The sequence below is a fragment of the Streptomyces sp. NPDC028298 genome (assembly GCF_055565895.1).
On record NZ_JBVHTL010000007.1, the window covers coordinates 41,231 to 58,618 of the forward strand.

The window sequence follows — 17,388 nt, forward strand, 5'->3', positions numbered from 1 at the left end:
CGGGAATGGGCGGCCTCGGGACACGGACCAGGAGAAGGGCTCCGTTCGGGCTCGGTGTGCCGGCGGCGGGATTCCCGCCCGTCGCGCTGCTGGTGCTCCTCGGCGAGTTCCTCTCCAACGTCGGTTCCGGGGCGACGTTCCCCTATCTGGTCGTCTACCTCAGCGACGTCTGCGGCCTGTCCGGCGGTCAGGTCGGGGCGGTCCTCGTGGTCCGCTCGCTGGCCGCCGTGGCCGGGGCCGTGGCGGGAGGCGCCCTCAGTGACCGGTACGGGGCGGCCCGTACCATCACGGGGCTCGCCACGGCCGCCGCGGCGGCCGCCGCCGTCATGGCCGGTGCACACGGGAGCGTCGCGCCCGCGGTGGTGGCGGCGATCGCCGGTACGGGTGCGACGGCGGCACTGGCGCCGGCGCTGGACGCGTTGCTGGCCCGCTCGGTGCCCGACAACGCCCGGGAGAGGGCCTTCTCCTGGCGCAACACCGTCGTGACCACCGGGGCGATGCTCGGTGTCGCCGGTGCGGCCGCCGTGCTCGGCGTCTTCGGAGCCGACGGCGGACTGCGCTGGGTGTACGCGCTCGACGCGGTCTCGTTCGTCGTGCTGGCGGCGCTGGTGGGCCGGGTGGCCGCGCGCCGCCGGAACGTCACGGCGCTCGCCGAAGCCTCCGGCGCGGCCGGGCGGTTTCCGGACCGGCACGGCCCTGGGTCCTCGGATCAGGGCTACGCGGCGGTCGCCCGTGATCCGGCCATGCGCCGGGTGTTCGTCTTCGTGCTGCTGGTGGTGGCGGCCGGGTTCGCCCAGCTCCAGATCGGCCTGCCGGCCGTGTCGGTGCTGACCCACGACGTCGACGGCCTCGGGTGGGTGTTCACCGCGAACATGCTCGTCGTCGCGCTCGCCCAGGTTCCCGCCCAGCGCGTTCTGGCCCGGTTCCCTCGGCCGGTCGTTCTCGCGGGTGGAGCCGCCTGCATGGCCGGGGCCTGGGCGATCGTCGCCCTGGACGCGACCCCGGGCACCGCGAGGCTGCTCGCGGCGGCCGTGGTGTTCGCCCTCGGGGAGATCGCCTACATGCCGGTCGTCACCGCGCTGGTCAACGACCTGGCGCCCCCGGGGCTGGCCGGACGCTACAACGGGGCCCACACCCTGGCGTGGACGGGCGGCTTCGCGATCGGGGCCCTGGCCACCGCGGCACTGCTGGGGGCCGGCTCCCTCCGGATGTTCTTCGCCGTCTCGGCCGCCGTGCTCGGCGCCACCGCGCTGGGTGCGCTGAGCCTGACTCGCGTTCTTCCCCAGGGAGGCCCGGATGACCGGCCGTGAACACCGTCCCGCCCTGCGCACGGCCGTGGAAGCGGCCGAGCGGGCGCTGGAGGCGGGCCGGGCGGGCGAGGCGGAGGAGCTGCTGCGCGCGGCGCTCGACGCCGACCCGTCCTCGGCACGTGCCCTGCGTACGGGGCTCTTTTGCGTGCAGGACATCGAGGTGCGCGGCATGCTGGCCACCGCGTGGCGGATGCGGGGCAGATACCGGCACGCCGGGCTGCTGCTGTCGCAGGTCCTGGCCGCGGCGGAGCGTGCCACCGGTCCCTCGTCGCCGACCGTGGCGTGGCTGTGCAACGAGTGGGGAGTCCTGGGCAAGTACACCGGTGACTTCGACGCCGCCCAGGGGCGCTACCTGCGGGCGCTGGAGATCTACGAGGAGGCGTTCGGGCCCGATCACGACACCGTGGCCATGGTGTGCCACAACCTCGGCGGGCTCGCCCACGCGCGCGGTGACGCGCGGGGCGGGGAGCCGTGGGCCGCCCGCTCGGTGGAGATCCGTATCCGGCTGCACGGTCCCGGCCACGTCCTCACGGCCCTCGACACGGCGGCCTGGGCCGCCCTGCTGGAGGGATGCGGACGTCTCGACGACGCCGAACTCCGGCTGCGCCAGGCCCTCTCCGTCTTCCAGGACGTGTTCGGCCCCGACAGCTACGACGTGGCCGTGACCCTGCACAACCTCGCCGCCGTCCAGCACCGCCGCGGTGAACTGGGCCCGGCGGGCTCGTCCTACGCGAACGCCCTGGCCCTCAAGGAGCGGCTGCTGGGCACGGACCATCCCGACCTGGCACCGACGCTGGTGAACCTGGCCGCGGTGAAGGCGTCCCAGGGCGACCTCGGACCCGCCCGGTCGCTGTACGCGCGCGTCGTCGGGCTTCTGCACGGCAGGGTCCACGAGCGGCACCCCACTCTGGCCGTGGCGCGAGAGGCGCTCGACAGCCTTACGGGTGCGCGGGGTTGAGTCCGGGGTGCTTCACAGGGGCGGGCGGGGCGCTGTGGCTCGCGGGTGCCGGGGGCTCCGGTCGCGCCACCGTGATCGACGCGACGGGAATCGCGAGGAGTACACCGGCCACCGCCGCGGTGAGGCCTGCCGCCGTCAGGGTCTTGTGCATGACGTTCCCGTCCTGGAGGGCTGAGTTCACTGCCCTTCCAGGGGACATCCGCCCGGTGCGGTGGCGGCTGAGCAATCGGTACTCAACCTGCCTAGCGGTAGTTGAGCTCGGCGAGTTCGGTGGCGAGCCTGGTGGGCAGGGGGGTGTGGCCCATCAGGCGCAGGGCGGTGTTGCGCAGGGTCCGTACGGCGGGGTTGCGGGTGGTGGCGATGCGGGTCATGCGGTCGGTGAAGGCGACGACGCGTTCGGCGACCGGGCGCCGGCGGGCCTCGTATGCGTCGAGGGTGTCGGTGGAGAAGGCGGTGCCGAGGGCGTGGCCGTCCTGGATGCCGGTGTTCATGCCCTGGCCGCCGGCGGGGCTGTGGACGTGGGCCGCGTCTCCGGCCAGGAAGAGCCGCCGGGCGCGGTAGTGGTCGGCGACGCGGTGGTGGACGCGGAAGCGGGAGGACCAGGCGACGTCGGTGACCGCGGCCTGGCCGGGGGTGCGCTGGTCCAGGAGCCGCTGCACGAGGGCGAGGCCGGGGTGTTCGGGGGCCTGGTCGGTGGTGGCGACGATGCGGTAGTGGCCGCCGGGTAGCGGGGCGACGACCAGGAGGCCGGCGGCTCCGAAGGTCAGGGAGACCTCGGCCGGGCCGGGGGCCCAGTCCATGACGACGTCGGCGAGGACGAACGACTCGGCGTAGGAGCTTCCGGTGAAGCCGATGCCGGAGGCTTCCCGCACGGTGCTGTGCATGCCGTCCGCGCCGACCGCGTAGGAGGCGCGCAGGGTCTGTCCGGTGCCGGTGGTGAGGGTGACGCCTTCGGTGTCCTGGACGACGGAGGTGACCTGGTGGGGGCGGTGGACGTCGCCGCCCAGGGCGCGCAGCCGGGCGAGCAGGACCGCCTCGGTCTCGTACTGCGGGACCATCAGCGTGTAGGGGTGCGGGGTGGAGAGCTGGTCGAAGGGGACCGTGAGCAGCCGCCGGGCGCCGTCGCGGACGGCGAACCGGTCGAGCTTCACGCCCCGGCCGATCAGCTCGGCGGAGGCGCCGAGTTCGTCGAGGACCTCGAGGGTCCGGGCGTGCACCACCGCGGCGCGCGAGGTGTTGGCTCCTTCGTCCTGCTGGTCCAGCAGGACGAAGTCGATGCCGGCGAGTGCCAGGGTCACCGCGAGGGCGAGGCCCGTGGGGCCTGCGCCCACGATCGCGACCTCGGTGCGGTCGGGCAGTGCGGGGGCGGGGCTGTTCACGGCGGGCCTCCGGGTGGCGTACGTCAGGATGCCAACATGTGTTGGCAAACGCTTGTTGACAGAGTGCACGCACCGGCCCTGGAGAGTCAACAGGCGTTGGCCTACAGTTGTGGGCATGACGCAGGACATCGACCACAGCGCCTCGGGCGCCCGACGATCCGACCGCACCCGGGCGGTGATCCTGGACGCCGCCCGCCGCCGCTTCGCCGCTCACGGCTTCGAGCGCACCACCATCCGCGCCGTCGCGGCCGACGCCGGCATCGACCCCTCGATGGTCATGCGCTACTACGGCAGCAAGGACCGGCTCTTCGACGCCGCGCTCGACATCGACCTGGACCTCCCCGACCTGTCCGCCGTGCCGGCGGGCGAGCGCGCCGAAGCGCTGGTCCGGCACTTCCTCCGGCGCTGGGAGCGCGACGAGGCCGGCGACGCCCTGCTGCTGCTCCTGCGCTCGGCCGTCACCAACGAGCACGCCGCCGGGCGGATGCACGCGATCTTCGCGACCCAGGTCGCCCCGGCACTCGCCGAGCCCACGGGCCCCGAACAGACCGCACGGGCCGAGCCCGCGGGACCCGAGCGGGCCGCACGGGCCGAGGCCACGGGACCTGAGCAGGCCGCACAGGCCGAGGCCACGGGACCTGAGCAGGCCGCACGGGCCGAGACCGCGGGGCCCGAGCAGGCCGCACGGGCCGGGCTGGTCTCGGCCCAGCTCCTCGGTCTCGCCCTGACCCGCTACATCCTGCGCATCCCCGCCGTCGCCCACCTCTCCCCCGAACAGATCGTCGCCACCCTCGCCCCCGCCGTTCAGGCCACCCTGGACGGCCCCGCACCGGACCGGACCGCGGCCCGGGAGGAGTGAACGCGCTCGCGTACGAGCCGGAACTCGGCCAGGAGCAGGCCGGGGGCCGGCTGGACGGTGCCGACCCGGGTGAAGCCGAGCCGCTCGTAGAGGGCGACGGCCGGCCGGTTGTCCGCGCCCGTGCTGACCAGCGCCCTGGCGCCGGGGGCCAGTTGAGCCAACAGGTGGTCCAGCATTTCCCGTGCCAGACCGCGGCGGAACCATTCCGGATCGACGCAGACGCGGTCGATGTCGATACCGTCGGCCCCGGCCAGGGGCTGCCAGGCCACGAAGGCGGCGATCCGGCCGTCATGGGTGACCATCCCGAGCCAGCGCAACGGCTGCGCCCGCATCTCCTCCAGGGTCTCGGTGAGGGCCGGTATGCCGTCGAAGCCGATCAGCTCGGCCTCCACCGCGTACGAGCGCCGGGCGACCCGGTGCACCCCGAGTGCCGTGGGTGTGTCCGTGACGTCCAGCTCGCGGAGGAGGACGCTGCGGTCGACGGCGCGTGCGGCTCGGCGGTCCGTGCGTGCCGCGAGGGCGGGCAGGAAACGCATCACGGCTGTTCCTTCGGGTCGGAGATCTTCATACCGAGGACGGTGCCCGTCGCCGGCGGCTCTGTCAGCGGGTGATGTCCACGAAGACCATCGGCCGGTCGGCGACCGTGTTGAACGCGGCCTCGTTCCTGCCCCACCAGTAGCCGGTCGGCTTGCCGGTCGTCGCGTCCGCCTGGATGAAGACGGTGCCGCGGCCGGCGCCGCTCCACTCCTTCGTGGTGGCTCCCGGGGAGCCCTCGACACGGCTGTCGCGGAACGCCCAGTGCGGCGACGTCTTGGAGGAGAGTGCCACGCCGTGCGGGTTGGACGTGCTGTCGGCGACCGTGACGGCGTACTCCTGGGTGGCGCGGTCGCCGTCGCGCTCGAACGGCGCGATCGACTCCACCGTCATCATGTGGCCCGTCGCGCCGCCTTCCGATCCGTCCAGGTACTTCACGGCGATGACGGAGCCCGCGTGGAGGTCCCGGACCCGCTGCGCGGAACGACGGGTGATGTGCTCGCTCATGTCCTCCAGCGCGCCACCGGCGCCCGTGTCCGTGAAGGCGTCGTAGTACTGCTCGGAGGACGGGCTGCGAAAGCCGATGCCGTCGGTGAACCAGGAGTCCGTGGCCCAGGTGTAGGCGTGCTTCAGCGAAGCGGTGAGGAACTGGGCGCATTTGGCCTCGACCTGGTAGGAGCGCGCGTCCCCGCGGGTGCCCCAGACCACGGACGCGGCGTCGGCGTCGGCGTGACCGGCCGCTCCGGGATAGAAGTTCTCCGAGTCCTGGCCCGGCCAGCCCAGCGGGGCGAGCTCGTCGATGATCTCGTTCTCCGCCGCCACCAGCGCGGCGCCGTCCTCCGTCCCGGCCGCCTGCGCCGTGGTCGGCACGACCGTCAGTACGAGTGCCGCCGACACCGTGAACAGCGGAGCTGTCAGACTCTTCATCCGCACGGGACTCCTTCTCACACGGGGCTCCTTCTCACCTTTTTCCGGACGCGAAAATTTCGCCGGACGTGAATTGCCCGGCGCGGAGCGTATTTTCCGCTGCCTCGCCGGGTGGAATTCATTGAAGCGTGAGGCGGCCGGGCGGGCGTGAGTAATTTCTGCCTATAGCCGGGCGGGGCCGGGGTCCGGTATGCCGGACGTCAGGCGGCCTCGGTACCGGCAGCGCCCCTGGCCTGACGTGGTCTCAGCCGGAATTCCCCTACCGCGGTCCCTGCCGGGTCCTTACCGCGGTCCCGTGTCCGCCCGCGGCATGGTCAGGTCCCGCAGCAGGTCCTCCACCGCCTGGAGGAGCGGGTCGCCGTCCCGGCCGGCGGAGCGGACGAGGGCGACCTCGACGTCGGGCAGCGCGGGCAGTCCCTCGACCGCGGTGCCCGGCTCCACGTTCGCGGGAAGCAGCGCGGTGGCGCCGAGGCCCGCCCGCACGGCGGCCTGCACCCCGCTCATCGCGGTGCTCTCGAAGACGATCCGCCACCGGCGGCCCGCGCCCTGCAGGGCGTCGAGGACCGGTGCCCGCCAGCGGCACGGCTGGGAGAAGAGGACGAGCGGCAGCGGGTCCTGGTCCCTGTCGAGACCGGGTGCCGCGGACCAGGTCAGCGGCAGGCGGACCGTCCAGCGGGGCGGCTCGGCCAGGTGGAAGGGGTCGCACAGGGCCAGTTGGACGCGCCCCTCGGCGAGGGCCTGCTTCATCAGCGGGCCGGGACCGGTGACCAGTTCCAGTGTCGCGTCCGGGTGCAGGACGCTGAAGTCGCCGAGCGCCTCGACCAGGGACGGCGTGACGAAGTCCTCCATCAGCCCGACGCCGCAGTGCCCGGCCACGTCCGGGCCGGCCGCCGCGACGGCCTGGGCGGAGAGGGACAGAATGCGTTCGGCGTAGGGCAGGAACACCTCTCCGGCCTTGGTCAGCGACACGCCCGTCGTACCGCGGTCCAGCAGCCGTCGGCCCACCGTACGTTCGAGCCGGCGCAACTGGCCGCTGAGCGCGGGCTGGCTGTGGCCCAGGGCCGCGGCCGCCCGGCTGATGCTTCCGGACCGTACGGAACTCACAAAAGCACGCAGCAGCGCGGTTTCGAGATCGGGGGCCATAACGACATGCTATGCCCCCTCTGTTCACGGCGAGGGTTCCTTTCGTTTCGGCCCCTGGGTAGCGTCGCCGTATGCACTACTTTCATGTCGACGTCTTCAGCGGAACGCCGTTCAGCGGGAACAGCCTCACCGTATTTCCCGACGCGGCGGATCTGAGCGGCTCCCAAATGCAGCGGATCACCGAGGAAATGCGGCACTTCGAATCCATCTTCCTGGAACAGAGGGACGGCCGGGACGACGCGTGGCGGGCCCGGGTCTTCGACCTCGCCGAGGAACTGGACTTCGCCGGGCACCCCGTCATCGGAGCGGCGAGCGTCCTGCACGCCATGGCGGGCGGCGACGGCAGCCGGACCTGGTCGCTGGAACTGAAGGCACGCACCGTCGAGGTGGTCACCGAGCACCGCGGTCCCGGCCGGTACGCGAGCGTCCTCGACCAGGGCGCCCCGCAGTTCCTCGGCCGGCCCGAACCGGACGGCGTGGCCTCCTGGTTCTCCCTGGACGAGGCGGACCTGCACCCGGAACTTCGGCCCGAGATCGTCTCGACCGGGCTGCGGTACCTGATCGTGCCGGTGCGTCCCGGAGCGCTCGCGGGGGCCCGGATCGCCTCCGACATCGGGCGCCGACTGGCGGAACTCGGAGCGCAGTTCGCCTATCTCCTGGACGCCGACGACCTGGAGGGGCGGCACTGGAACAACGACGGCGTCGTCGAGGACGTGGCCACCGGCAGTGCCGCCGGATGCGTGGCCGCCTACCTGCGCCGGCACGGACGCCTCGAGGACGGCGAACCGCGCACGCTGCGCCAGGGGCAGTACTGCGGCCGCCCCAGCGAGATGACGGTCAGCGCCCACGGCGGCCCGGAGCACATCACGTCGGTACGGGTCGGCGGAGAGGTCGCCGTCGTCGCCCGCGGGCGCCTCGAAGGGCTCCCGCGGTGACGGGCGGGCCCGCCTACTTCGGCCCGCGGGAGATCCGCGCCGCGGTCGGCTACCCCGACGTCCTGGAACCCGTCGCCGCCGCACTGCGCGACTACAGCCGCGGTCTCGGCGACTCCCCCGCCGCGGTGTTCGCGCCGGCCGGCCCTGAGGGCGATGTGCACGTGAAGTCGGCGTGGCTGCCGGGGCGGCGGATCTTCACCGTCAAGGTCGCCTCCTGGTTCCTGGAGCGCGCCCGCCGCGGCGGGACGCCGGGCAGCGGCGTCGTCGCGGTGTTCGACGCCGAGACGGGAGACCTCCGGGCTCTCCTCGAGGACGAACACCACCTCTCCGACGTACGGACGGCCGCGGCGGGAGCTCTCGCCGCCCGGACCCTGGCACGGCGCGACTCCCGCGTCCTCGGGGTCGTCGGCAGCGGCACCCAGGCCTACCTCCAGACCCTCGCCGTCGCCGACGAACTCCCGCTGCGTGACGTACGCGTGTGGGGCCGGCGCCCGTCCGGGGTGGAGGACCTCGCCCGGGCGCTGCACGCCAGGCGCCCCGACCTGCGGGTCGTCGCCGTGGACGGTCCGCGGGCCGCGTGCGAGGGCGCCGACGTCCTGGTGACGGCGACCTCCAGCACCGAACCCCTGGTCCACGCGGCCTGGTTGACGCCCGGGACACACGTCAACGCCGTGGGCGCCGACGATCCGACGAAGGCGGAACTGAGCCCCCAGGCCCTGACGCGGGCGGACCGGATCGTGGTCGACAGCCGTGAACTCACCGCGACGCACGGCGACTTGTCGCGGCTCGCGGCGGCGGACCGCCGACACCACGCGGAGCTCGGCGAGGTCCTCGCGGGCACGGCGCCCGGACGCGAGGGCGACGACGAGATCACCGTCTGCAAGCTCGTCGGCCTCGGTGTCCAGGACCTGGCGGCCGCCGAGGTCGTCCTGGACCGGCTGGCCGGGCCGCACGCCCCCGAGGGGGCCGCCCCCGCGCACGCGCGCGAGGTGCACCGCCGCCCGGGCGCATGAGCACGTCCGGTGCGCCTTCGACCGGCGCACCGGACGTGCGCGGCGTCAGCCGGCCGCCGCAGCCGGCCGGAGCGCGCCGAGCGAGTACAGGATGGGCAGGTGGGTGTCGCTGAAGGGGAACCGGTACAGGCCGTCCGGTCCCTGGGGCAGGATGTGGCGCCCGTCGGTCTCGGTCTCGGTGTGCTCGCCGAGCCGTTCCACGACCAGCCCCGCCGAGGCGGCCGCCGTCACGATCTCGCCGACCGAGTACGGGTACTGCGTCGAGGCCCGCGGCTCGAGCGGGGCATCGCCGTGGGCGTACGTGCCCGTCATCGCGTCGTGCTGCGGTGCGCCGCCGCCGTAGGGCCAGTCGGCCACGAAGGGGTCGAAGGTGAGCACCGTCTGGAAGACGGGGTGGAGGTCCACGAGCACGAGCCGGCCGCCCGGCCGCAGCGCTCTCGCCGCGCCGCCCATCCACGCGTCCAGGTCTGCGATCCAGGACAGGACCCCGTAGGTCGAGACGACCAGGTCGAACCTGCCCGTCAGGGCGTCCGGCAGGCGCTGGGAGTCCGCTTCGACGAACTCAGCGGACAGACCGGCGCGCCGGGCCAGTTCCCGCGCCCGCGCGATCGCCCTGGGCGAGAAGTCCACGCCGGTCACGCGCGCGCCCAGGCGTGCCCAGTTCAGGGTGTCCATCCCGAAGTGGCACTGGAGGTGGAGGAGGTCCTTGCCGGCCACGTCGCCCGCGAGTTCCCGCTCGATCCCGCGCAGTGTCTGCCCGCCGGCGAGGAAGGCCTCCACGTCGTACGACCGGTCGCCGGGCCGCGTTCCGTGGAACTCGGCGAGGTCGTCCCACAGAGCCCGGTTGGCCACGGTCCCGTCCTGGTCCCCCGCACCGTCCTCGCGGACGTGCGTGCCGTCGGACTTGTCCTCGGCGGCCATGGAAAGCCTCCCTTTTTCGATCTCGGTGTTCACGGTTCCGGAAGCGGCGGACGACGCGGGATCGCGGGACCCGCGCGCGGTCTTCTTGAGTACGGGGTTCTCAGGTGCCGGGTGAGGGTTCGCGGTGTGCTGGGAGACAGATCGCCAATTGTCCGCTTTCCTCTCCTCAGGCAGTGATCCTCATGTTCCCCACCCCGAGCGCCGGCAGCCGGCACCACGACGAGGCCGGGGCCGCCCGGTGGGTCGTCGACCTGGAGCTGGAGCACGGTCCGCTCGCGCCGGCCGCCGCCCGCCGTGAGGCCGGCCGTGTGCTGGCCGCCCATGGTGTGGACGAGGACCGGATCTACGACACGCTCCTGGTGGTCTCCGAGCTGGTCACCAACGCGGTGACCCACGCGCTGCCCCCGGTGGTCCTTCATCTGCGGGTGGCCGGGAACGACGCCCGCCGCATCCGGGTCCACGTCAGCGACGGCGGTCCTCAGCCCGATCCCGCCACCTGGGCCGCGACACGCCCCGAGGACGAGCACGGCCGGGGTGGCACGATCATCTCCGCGCTGGTCGACGCCGGTGGCAGCCACGGCACTCCCGGGGACCTCGTCGACCACTGGGCCGATCTGGCGGCGGCCTGATCGGAACCTCCGGTCTGGACGGAGGCTTCCGCCGCTCTGCACGGACGGGGGCTTCCGCCGCTCTGCACGGACAGAAACTTCCGCCGCTCTACAGGGACAGGACGATCTTTCCGGTGGTTCGTCCCCGCTCGCCCAGGCGGTGGGCGTCGGCGACCCGTTCCAGCGGCAGGACCGTGTCGATGTGGACGTCGAGCAGTCCGTCCCCGGCGAGGGAGGCGAGGGCCTCCAGATCGGCGCGGTCGGGTTCCACGAGCATGAAGTCGGCCCGCAGGCCGTTCTCCACGGCCCACCGGACCGCGTCCGCGTCGGCGCCGTTGAGCGCCACGATCCGGCCCCCGGGCACCAGGGTGCCCGCCAGCTCCTCGATCTGCCCCGCGACCGTGGCGAGGAGGACGTCCACGTCCGCGACCTGGGCGCCCACGTCCGCGGTCCGGTGGTCGATGACCTCGTCGGCGCCCAGTGCCCTGACGAAGTCGTGTTTGGCCGCGCTCGCGGTGCCGATCACGTACGCGCCGCGGGCCTTGGCGATCTGGACGGCCAGGTGCCCCACGCCGCCGGCCGCGGCGGGAATGAGGACGCGCTCGCCGGCGGCGATCCGGGCCACGGTGACAAGGGCCTGCCGGCCGGTGAGGCCGGCGAGGGGCAGTCCTGCGGCCTGTACGTGGCTCAGGCGGGCGGGCTTGAGGGCGAGGTGTCTCGAGGGAGCGGTCACGTAGTCCGCGTACGCTCCCGCCTCCGCGGGGAAGCGGGGCATGCCGAACACCTCGTCCCCCGCCCTGAAGCGGGTCACGCCCGGCCCCACGGCCGCCACCACCCCCGAGACGTCCCAGCCGACCGAGAAGGGCGGCTCCCCCAGACCTCCGGCGGTACGCATCTTCCAGTCGACGGGGTTCACCCCGGCGGCCTTCACCTCGACCAGCACCTCCGTGGGGCCCGGTTCCGGCACTTCCACCTCGACGACCTCCAGGACGTCCGGGCCGCCGAGTCTTCTCTGCATGACTTTGCGCATCGTCAATCTCCTCCGAAATCCTTGGTCCCGACCGTGTCTCCCCTCAGTGCCGGTTCCGCGGCTCGGGCGACCAGGCCTTGCCCTTGCCTGCGGGGCGGGAGGTGGCGCCGGCCCGGGTGAGGAGCCCTTCCACCTCGGTGACGGAGCGGCCGGTGAGCGCGGCGTACTCCAGCGAGGTTCCGGTCCCGAGCCGGTCGATGGCTTCGTCGAGCGAGGAGACGGCGGGCCGGCGGGTCGCGCCCGACACGGTGAGGAAGGTGTTCTCCAGGCGCTCCGGCCGGATCCAGCCGTGCAGGACGACACGACCGTCGGGGCCTTCGAGGATCAGGGTCGGGAAGCCGCGGGCGCCGAGTTCGTGGGTGCGGACCAGGTCGCGTTCGAACTCGGACGCGGCCTCGCCGTTCTCGATGAGCCGGCGGTACGACGTCACGTCCAGGCCGAGCTCCACGGCCAGCGTCTCCAGGAGCCGGGGGGCGGCGATGTTGCGGCCGTCCAGGAAGAGTTCCTCACGGAGGCGGCGCAGGTAGGTCTCCTCGTGCTCGGGGGCCAGCAGGCGCACGGCGGCGAGCGCGATGCTCGGCGGGTACGAGGAGTCGATGGGGTCGCTGTGCCAGACGGAGGAGTCGATGGGCTGGCCGGAGATCTCCGCGAACTCGTCCCAGTGGTGGGCGACGTCCTCGGGGCGGCGGATGCCGTTGCCGGCGTCGTGGAAGCCCTGCCAGCCGCGCAGGAGTCCTCCGTAGACGTGGCGTACGTCGATGAGGTCGCGGTAGCGCTCCGTGAGGGAGCGCCAGGCGGGTTCGAGGATCCAGCAGGCCGAGCAGATCGGGTCGGTCACATAGGTGATGCGGGTGAGGCCCGTCCCGGGGCCGGGGTGATCGGCGGCCGCGCCGGGGAGGGCGGCGCCGTCGCCGGGCAGGGCGCAGACACCCGACTCGAGATCGCACGCGCCTGCGGCGAGGGGCTGGTCTGTCTGGCTCACGGTGTCTCCGTAGGGGTGTCGTCCGGGCGGGTTGCCGGGGTGGTGGTGGCCTTGGGCCGGGATGCCGGTGGCGGAGGAAGCAAGGCAAGGCAAGGCAAGGCGGGGCGGGGCGGGGGCCGGGTGTCCCGGTCCGCGCCCCGCCCCCTGGTGCGGGAGGGGTCAGTTCTCGGGGAGGAAGACCTTCTCCATGCCGTCCTGGAGTCCCTTGACGAAGGTCTCGTCGTCGTGCGAGACGGGGCCCTCGGGGCTGAACAGGGCTTCGCCGTGGAGCGGGAGGGTGTCCCAGGTGGCGGCGAGGGCGCGGGCCCGGTCCTCGCCGAACAGGTGGGTGACCAGGGCGATGGTGCTGGGGTGGACGGTGGCGGCGCCGCCGGCGGTGAAGATCTTCTCGTCGGGCAGGAGGGACCAGGCGCGGCGGGGCTCGGCGACGTCGGCGCCGAGTTCCCTCAGGCGGCGGCCGAGGACGGCCGCGGCCTGGAAGCGGGTGCCGTCGAGGATGCCGGAGCGGAAGACGACGCCGACTCCGGCGCAGTTGGCGGCGACCCAGCGGTCCTCGTCGTGGTGGGCGCGGATGAAGTCGAGGATCCGCGGGTCGCGGGAGGCGGCGCCGCCGCCGATGCCGCCGGGGATGTAGAGGAGGTCGTAGCGGTCCTGGGGCGAGACCTTCTCGGTCTGCAGCTGGGCGCCCATGTGGGTGGTCACGGTGCCTCCCTCGAAGCTGCCGAGGGTGACCTCCAGGGTCTCCCCCTGCCGGCTGAGGTCGTAGGCGAGGGCCTTGAACAGTTCCCAGGGGGCGAGGAGGTCCTGCTCTCCGGCGTCGGGGAAGGCGAGGAAGAGAACCTTCTTGATGTCGCTCACGGTGTGCTCCTTGTACGGGCTGGTTCGGGTGAGTCACCCCGTACAACATGCTCATGGTTCATGACTATTCCAGTTGGAAGGAAAAAGTTCTGGGGACGGTGGCTGCAGGATCGTGAGGGTGGGGTGGTCGGGCCGGACCGAGGCGGCGAGGACGGCCCGGGCGCGCGCCTCCAGGGTGTGGGCGTCGTCCATGCGGCCGAGGGCGCGGTGGAGGTCGGCGAGGTTGGCCAGGACGGGGGCGAGATCGGGATGGTCCGGGCCGAGTTCCTCCTCCATCGTGTGCAGCGTCTGCCGGTAGAGGGTCTCGGCGGCCTGGTGGCGGCCGAGCCGGTGGGTGACGGCGGCGAGGTTTCCGAGCGCGATCACGTAGTCGACGTGCCTGGTGCCGTAGGCGCGCTCGAAGACGGCCAGCGCGTCCTGGAGGAGGGCTTCGGCTTCCTCGAGGCGGCCGAGTCCGAGCAGGATGGGAGCGAGCGCGGCCCGGTCGGCGGCCGTCTCCGGATGCGAGGGTCCCCGTGCGTGCTCGCGGAGGGCGACCGCCCGGCGGGCCGGTTCCTCGGCGGCCGCGTAGTCGCCGCGGGCGTGGGCCAGGCCGCCGAGGTTGTGGTAGAGATCCGCCAAGTCGCCCTGGTCGACGGGCACCGCGGCTTCGACGAGCGTCAGGGCGATGCCGTACGAGGTCGCCGCCTGGTCGAAGTTGCCGCTGTACTTGCAGACCATGCCGAACTCGTTGTGGAGCACGGCCAGATCCGCGGGGTCCGGCTCGGCGGCCTGCGATGCGGCCAGGGCGTCCCGCAGGATCTGCTCCGCCCGGCCGTAGCGGCCCTGGAACCGGTACAGGGCCGCGAGTTCGCGTGTGGCGTGCAGGAAGAGCTGGATGCCGTCCGGCTCACCCAGATGCCTTTCCGCGAGCTCGGCGGCGGCGGTGTAGCGGCCCGCGGCCGCTTCGGTGTCGCCCTCCGCCTGCTCGACCATGCCGACCAGGAGAAGCGTGTTGGCCCGCGCCAGTGTCCCGCGGTCCGCCGCCAGTCCTCGCGCTCGGTCCGCCTGGTGCCGCGCGGCCCGGTGGTCGCCGTCGTCCAGCGCGCGCAGGCAGGCCGTGAGCGCCTGCCGCAGCGGTGCCGGATCGTCCTGAAGGGCCATGTGTCCGCCTCCTGTCGGCAGGCCGCCGCCGAGGGCGCGGGCCTGTGCCGCGGCGGCCTGTGACGGCGGGTCGATGACACCGGCCCGGCCGACGGCCGACCCGGTGGTACGGGTGGTACGGGTGGACGCACAGGCGTACTGCGCGGGCCGGGCCGGCACGTCATGCGCCGGCCCGGCCCGCTTCCAGGGAAAGGGGTGTGCGTGGCGCCCTCCCCCGGCTCAGCAGGTCAGCGGGCGACCACCGCCTGGCTGTGGTTGGGGTTCAGGACCCGGCGCACCACGGCCTGGTTGTGGTTGGGGTTCAGGACCCGGCGCACCACGGCCTGGTTGTGCTGCATGCCCATGCCCCGGCGGGCCACGGCCTGGCCGGGGTTGGGGTTCAGGATCCGGCGCACCACGATCTGGTTGTGCTGCGGGCCCTGACCTCGGCGCACCACGTTGTTCTGAGACACGAGCTTCCTCCTGTTGCGGGTGGGGGCTGTTCCCGTGAAGTCTCAGAGGCCGGCGTCCGCCCCGGATCGGTATCCGTTACTCAAGGTGAGCCGGGGTGCGATGCCGGCGGGTCGTCTCGGGGCGCCCGGACCGGACTTCGCCGTCGTCGCGCCGCGAGCGGGCGGACGCCGGCACGGGCCTGGTCACCGGACTTCTCCATCCCGGCGGACTTCCGGCGCGCCCCTACGATGGACCGGATGGTCCATTCGCAGGAGGTGCGGAACGTGCGCGGTGAGCTGACGGCCAAGGGGAAGGCGACGCGCGGGCGGATCGTCGAGGGGGCCGCGGCGGTACTGCGGGAGAAGGGCGTCGCCTCGGCCACCCTGGACGACATCATGGTGCGGACCCGCAGCAGCAAGAGCCAGCTCTTCCACTACTTCCCGGCGGGCAAGGACGAACTCCTCGTCGCGGTGGCCCGGTTCGAGGCGGAGCAGGTCCTGCAGGACCAGCAGCCCTATCTGGGCCGCCTGGACTCGTGGGAGGCCTGGAACCAGTGGCGGGACGTGGTCGTCAAGCGCTACGAGGACCAGGGGGACCAGTGTCCGCTCGGGTCCCTGTTCCTCCAGATCGGACGTTCGACCCCCGGGACACGGGCGATCGCGGTCGAGCTGATGCGGCGCTGGCAGGAGAGCCTCGCGGCGGGCATCAGAGCGCTCCAGGCGGCCGGCGGCCTGCCCGCCGACCTCGATGTCGACCGGCGGGCCGCGGCGCTGCTGGCCGCGATCCAGGGAGGTGTGTCGATCCTGCTGTCCACGGGATGCTCCACCCACCTGCGCGCCGCTCTCGACCAGGGGATCGATGATCTGAGGCGTGCGGCACGAGCCACGGGGTGACCCGCGTCCCGTGGACTCTTCCGCGCGGGTGCCGGGTCGATAGGGGCGAGGGGTGTCAGGCGGCGACGACCGCGACGGTGGTGCGGCCGCCGTCGACGTCGAGCACGATGCCGTGGACGAAGGCGGACTCGTCGGCCGCCAGGTACACGGCGGCGTTCGCGATCTCCTCGGGCCTGCCCATCCGATGCGCCGGGGTGCCCTTCATCATGACCTCGGCGGGGTGTTCCTCCTGCGGGTCCGGCGTCAGCACCACGCCCGGGGAGATGGCGTTCACGCGGACGCCCTGCGGACCGAACTCCGCCGCCCAGGCCCGGGTCAGTGTCTCCATGGCCCCCTTGGTGGAGCTGTAGAGGGCGCCGACCGGGATCCCGAGGCGCGCGATCCAGGAACCCAGGTTGATGATCGTCCCGCCGCCGGCCTCGACCATGGCGGGGGCGACGGCCGCCGTCAGGAAGAACGGGGCCTTGACGTTCACCGAGTAGACCTGGTCGAAGGTCTTCTCGTCGGTCGCCGCCGTGGAGTCGGCGGGGTAGATGCCGGCGTTGTTGACCAGGATGTCGATCCGGCCGCCGAGGACACGGGTCGCGTTCTCGGCGAGGGTCTGCGAGGCCGCGGCCGTGCCGTCCAGGTCGGCCCGCACGAAGTCGGCCCGTCCGCCGCGCACCCTGATCCCGTCGACGACCTCCTCGCCCCGTTCGGCGCTCCGGCCCGAGACGGCGACGTGCGCCCCCTGGGCGGCGAAGGCCTCCGCGATGGCCCGCCCGATGTTGCTGGTCGCTCCGGTCACCAGGGCGGTCCTGCCCTCAAGCCGCATCGACATGATCCACTCCGTTGCGTTCGTCGTTCACCGTGGACCCGACGGCCGGACGGCGGTGCCGTCGACCGAACGGGGCCCTGCCCCTGAGGGCATGTGCGCCAACGTACGACCGAGAAAATGGACCAGCAAGTCCAGAAAGAAGGGGTGCCGGTCACCGGTCCTGGGCGGCCGCCTCGGCGAAGACCTCCGCGGCGATCCGGTACCCCTCGAAGGCCCGCGCGGCTCCCGCGTACGCGGCGATCTGGATGAACACCTCGGCGATCTCCTCGGGCGTGGCACCGTTGTTCAGCGCGATGCGGAGCTGTCCGCGCAGGGGTTCCAGGGTGCCGAGGACGGCGGCGATCGTGACGGAGACCAGGGCGCGGGTGCGGGTGTCGAGGGCCTCGTCGCGGGGCCAGGCGGCGCCGAAGGTCTGCACGGTGGCGAGCCGTTTGAAGTCCGCCCCGTTGGCGGGCTCGCCCGGGGTGGGTTCGAGGAACCGCTCCAGCGGGATGCCGAGCAGGCGTTCCGCGTGGGCGAGCGCCTCGGCGTAGCCGCCTTCCTCCTGAGGGGTCGGCATGGTTCCTCACCTTCCGGGGCCGGAGCCGGGGGCCGTGGCCGGAGCCGGGGCCGTGCGGGGCCGTCGTCGTCGGTGTCCGGTCGTCCG

Annotated in this window: 20 protein-coding genes; 7 read left to right on the top strand and 13 right to left on the bottom strand. The window is 73.1% G+C overall.

Annotated features, from left to right (window positions below; translation table 11 throughout):
* The first annotated feature begins 5 nt into the window (after positions 1-5).
* Positions 6-1,310, top strand: a complete 1,305-nt coding sequence (locus tag ACZ4TO_RS28675) for an MFS transporter (RefSeq protein WP_468025594.1) — start codon at positions 6-8, stop codon at positions 1,308-1,310.
* The gene (locus ACZ4TO_RS28680) at positions 1,297-2,268 is read left to right on the top strand and encodes a tetratricopeptide repeat protein (protein ID WP_468025595.1); all 972 of its coding nucleotides are present in this window, start codon (positions 1,297-1,299) and stop codon (positions 2,266-2,268) included. The genes ACZ4TO_RS28675 and ACZ4TO_RS28680 overlap by 14 nt, the downstream gene beginning before the upstream one ends.
* Here the strand turns inward: ACZ4TO_RS28680 and ACZ4TO_RS28685 are convergent.
* Both ACZ4TO_RS28685 and ACZ4TO_RS28690 read right to left on the bottom strand, forming a co-directional pair.
* Positions 2,249-2,449, bottom strand: coding sequence for a hypothetical protein (locus tag ACZ4TO_RS28685; RefSeq protein ID WP_451075993.1), 201 nt, complete (start codon positions 2,447-2,449; stop codon positions 2,249-2,251). The two genes, ACZ4TO_RS28680 and ACZ4TO_RS28685, sit on opposite strands and share 20 nt — an antisense overlap.
* 61 nt (positions 2,450-2,510) lie before the next feature.
* Positions 2,511-3,647: an FAD-dependent oxidoreductase gene (locus ACZ4TO_RS28690; RefSeq protein ID WP_468025596.1), complete on the bottom strand. Its 1,137-nt coding sequence runs from the start codon at positions 3,645-3,647 to the stop codon at positions 2,511-2,513.
* 115 nt (positions 3,648-3,762) lie between these two features.
* Between ACZ4TO_RS28690 and ACZ4TO_RS28695 the strand changes: the two genes are divergently transcribed.
* Positions 3,763-4,506: a TetR/AcrR family transcriptional regulator gene (locus ACZ4TO_RS28695; RefSeq protein WP_468025597.1), complete on the top strand. Its 744-nt coding sequence runs from the start codon at positions 3,763-3,765 to the stop codon at positions 4,504-4,506.
* Here ACZ4TO_RS28695 and ACZ4TO_RS28700 read toward each other — a convergent pair.
* From ACZ4TO_RS28700 to ACZ4TO_RS28710, 3 genes are all read right to left on the bottom strand, one after another.
* Entirely contained in the window at positions 4,452-5,042 is a 591-nt protein-coding gene (locus ACZ4TO_RS28700) for a GNAT family N-acetyltransferase (protein WP_468025598.1), read from the bottom strand. The two genes, ACZ4TO_RS28695 and ACZ4TO_RS28700, sit on opposite strands and share 55 nt — an antisense overlap.
* 64 nt (positions 5,043-5,106) lie before the next feature.
* Positions 5,107-5,967 (bottom strand): hypothetical protein, encoded by an 861-nt coding sequence (locus ACZ4TO_RS28705; RefSeq protein WP_468025599.1) that lies wholly within the window; start codon positions 5,965-5,967, stop codon positions 5,107-5,109.
* A gap of 282 nt (positions 5,968-6,249) precedes the next feature.
* Positions 6,250-7,110 (bottom strand): LysR family transcriptional regulator, encoded by an 861-nt coding sequence (locus ACZ4TO_RS28710; RefSeq protein WP_382785820.1) that lies wholly within the window; start codon positions 7,108-7,110, stop codon positions 6,250-6,252.
* A gap of 71 nt (positions 7,111-7,181) precedes the next feature.
* Here ACZ4TO_RS28710 and ACZ4TO_RS28715 point away from each other — a divergent pair, with 71 nt between their 5' ends.
* Both ACZ4TO_RS28715 and ACZ4TO_RS28720 read left to right on the top strand, forming a co-directional pair.
* Complete coding sequence (locus tag ACZ4TO_RS28715; protein WP_468025600.1) at positions 7,182-8,045, top strand: PhzF family phenazine biosynthesis protein; 864 nt, start codon at positions 7,182-7,184, stop codon at positions 8,043-8,045.
* Complete coding sequence (locus tag ACZ4TO_RS28720) at positions 8,042-9,058, top strand: ornithine cyclodeaminase family protein (RefSeq protein ID WP_468025601.1); 1,017 nt, start codon at positions 8,042-8,044, stop codon at positions 9,056-9,058. Before ACZ4TO_RS28715 ends, ACZ4TO_RS28720 begins: the two co-directional genes overlap by 4 nt.
* Positions 9,059-9,103: 45 nt before the next feature.
* Here ACZ4TO_RS28720 and ACZ4TO_RS28725 read toward each other — a convergent pair whose 3' ends face one another.
* Complete coding sequence (locus ACZ4TO_RS28725; protein WP_468025602.1) at positions 9,104-9,979, bottom strand: class I SAM-dependent methyltransferase; 876 nt, start codon at positions 9,977-9,979, stop codon at positions 9,104-9,106.
* A 182-nt stretch (positions 9,980-10,161) separates the two neighbouring features.
* On the opposite strand from ACZ4TO_RS28725, the gene ACZ4TO_RS28730 reads away from it, so the two are divergent.
* Positions 10,162-10,608: an ATP-binding protein gene (locus ACZ4TO_RS28730; protein WP_451076000.1), complete on the top strand. Its 447-nt coding sequence runs from the start codon at positions 10,162-10,164 to the stop codon at positions 10,606-10,608.
* Positions 10,609-10,696: 88 nt separating this feature from the next.
* Here the strand turns inward: ACZ4TO_RS28730 and ACZ4TO_RS28735 are convergent, their stop codons facing one another.
* The 5 genes from ACZ4TO_RS28735 to ACZ4TO_RS28755 form a co-directional block, all read right to left on the bottom strand.
* Entirely contained in the window at positions 10,697-11,617 is a 921-nt protein-coding gene (locus tag ACZ4TO_RS28735) for an NADP-dependent oxidoreductase (RefSeq protein WP_468025603.1), read from the bottom strand.
* A 43-nt stretch (positions 11,618-11,660) separates the two neighbouring features.
* Positions 11,661-12,599: a DsbA family protein gene (locus ACZ4TO_RS28740; RefSeq protein WP_468025604.1), complete on the bottom strand. Its 939-nt coding sequence runs from the start codon at positions 12,597-12,599 to the stop codon at positions 11,661-11,663.
* A 159-nt stretch (positions 12,600-12,758) separates the two neighbouring features.
* On the bottom strand, positions 12,759-13,457 hold the full coding sequence (locus ACZ4TO_RS28745) for a DJ-1/PfpI family protein (protein ID WP_382785790.1): 699 nt from the start codon (positions 13,455-13,457) through the stop codon (positions 12,759-12,761).
* 51 nt (positions 13,458-13,508) lie between these two features.
* Positions 13,509-14,600 carry a tetratricopeptide repeat protein gene (locus ACZ4TO_RS28750; protein ID WP_468025605.1) on the bottom strand — a complete coding sequence of 364 codons (1,092 nt, stop codon included), beginning with the start codon at positions 14,598-14,600 and terminating at the stop codon, positions 13,509-13,511.
* A gap of 227 nt (positions 14,601-14,827) precedes the next feature.
* Entirely contained in the window at positions 14,828-15,052 is a 225-nt protein-coding gene (locus ACZ4TO_RS28755) for a hypothetical protein (RefSeq protein WP_468025606.1), read from the bottom strand.
* A 237-nt stretch (positions 15,053-15,289) separates the two neighbouring features.
* Here ACZ4TO_RS28755 and ACZ4TO_RS28760 point away from each other — a divergent pair, with 237 nt between their 5' ends.
* Entirely contained in the window at positions 15,290-15,925 is a 636-nt protein-coding gene (locus ACZ4TO_RS28760) for a TetR/AcrR family transcriptional regulator (RefSeq protein WP_468025607.1), read from the top strand.
* A 55-nt stretch (positions 15,926-15,980) separates the two neighbouring features.
* On the opposite strand, the gene ACZ4TO_RS28765 is transcribed toward ACZ4TO_RS28760, so the two are convergent.
* Both ACZ4TO_RS28765 and ACZ4TO_RS28770 read right to left on the bottom strand, forming a co-directional pair.
* Positions 15,981-16,745: an SDR family NAD(P)-dependent oxidoreductase gene (locus ACZ4TO_RS28765; protein ID WP_468025608.1), complete on the bottom strand. Its 765-nt coding sequence runs from the start codon at positions 16,743-16,745 to the stop codon at positions 15,981-15,983.
* A 148-nt stretch (positions 16,746-16,893) separates the two neighbouring features.
* Complete coding sequence (locus tag ACZ4TO_RS28770; protein WP_468025609.1) at positions 16,894-17,301, bottom strand: carboxymuconolactone decarboxylase family protein; 408 nt, start codon at positions 17,299-17,301, stop codon at positions 16,894-16,896.
* Between the last annotated feature and the right edge of the window lie 87 nt (positions 17,302-17,388).

Excerpts from the sequence above, each read along its gene's own strand:
- ACZ4TO_RS28675 (WP_468025594.1), top strand. The coding sequence starts at position 6 with ATGGGCGGCCTCGGGACACGGACCAGGAGAAGGGCTCCGTTCGGGCTC.
- ACZ4TO_RS28680 (WP_468025595.1), top strand. The coding sequence starts at position 1,297 with ATGACCGGCCGTGAACACCGTCCCGCCCTGCGCACGGCCGTGGAAGCG.
- ACZ4TO_RS28695 (WP_468025597.1), top strand. The coding sequence starts at position 3,763 with ATGACGCAGGACATCGACCACAGCGCCTCGGGCGCCCGACGATCCGAC.
- ACZ4TO_RS28700 (WP_468025598.1), bottom strand. The coding sequence starts at position 5,042 with ATGCGTTTCCTGCCCGCCCTCGCGGCACGCACGGACCGCCGAGCCGCA.
- ACZ4TO_RS28705 (WP_468025599.1), bottom strand. The coding sequence starts at position 5,967 with ATGAAGAGTCTGACAGCTCCGCTGTTCACGGTGTCGGCGGCACTCGTA.
- ACZ4TO_RS28710 (WP_382785820.1), bottom strand. The coding sequence starts at position 7,110 with ATGGCCCCCGATCTCGAAACCGCGCTGCTGCGTGCTTTTGTGAGTTCC.
- ACZ4TO_RS28715 (WP_468025600.1), top strand. The coding sequence starts at position 7,182 with ATGCACTACTTTCATGTCGACGTCTTCAGCGGAACGCCGTTCAGCGGG.
- ACZ4TO_RS28725 (WP_468025602.1), bottom strand. The coding sequence starts at position 9,979 with ATGGCCGCCGAGGACAAGTCCGACGGCACGCACGTCCGCGAGGACGGT.
- ACZ4TO_RS28730 (WP_451076000.1), top strand. The coding sequence starts at position 10,162 with ATGTTCCCCACCCCGAGCGCCGGCAGCCGGCACCACGACGAGGCCGGG.
- ACZ4TO_RS28735 (WP_468025603.1), bottom strand. The coding sequence starts at position 11,617 with ATGCGCAAAGTCATGCAGAGAAGACTCGGCGGCCCGGACGTCCTGGAG.
- ACZ4TO_RS28750 (WP_468025605.1), bottom strand. The coding sequence starts at position 14,600 with ATGGCCCTTCAGGACGATCCGGCACCGCTGCGGCAGGCGCTCACGGCC.
- ACZ4TO_RS28760 (WP_468025607.1), top strand. The coding sequence starts at position 15,290 with ATGGTCCATTCGCAGGAGGTGCGGAACGTGCGCGGTGAGCTGACGGCC.
- ACZ4TO_RS28765 (WP_468025608.1), bottom strand. The coding sequence starts at position 16,745 with ATGTCGATGCGGCTTGAGGGCAGGACCGCCCTGGTGACCGGAGCGACC.
- ACZ4TO_RS28770 (WP_468025609.1), bottom strand. The coding sequence starts at position 17,301 with ATGCCGACCCCTCAGGAGGAAGGCGGCTACGCCGAGGCGCTCGCCCAC.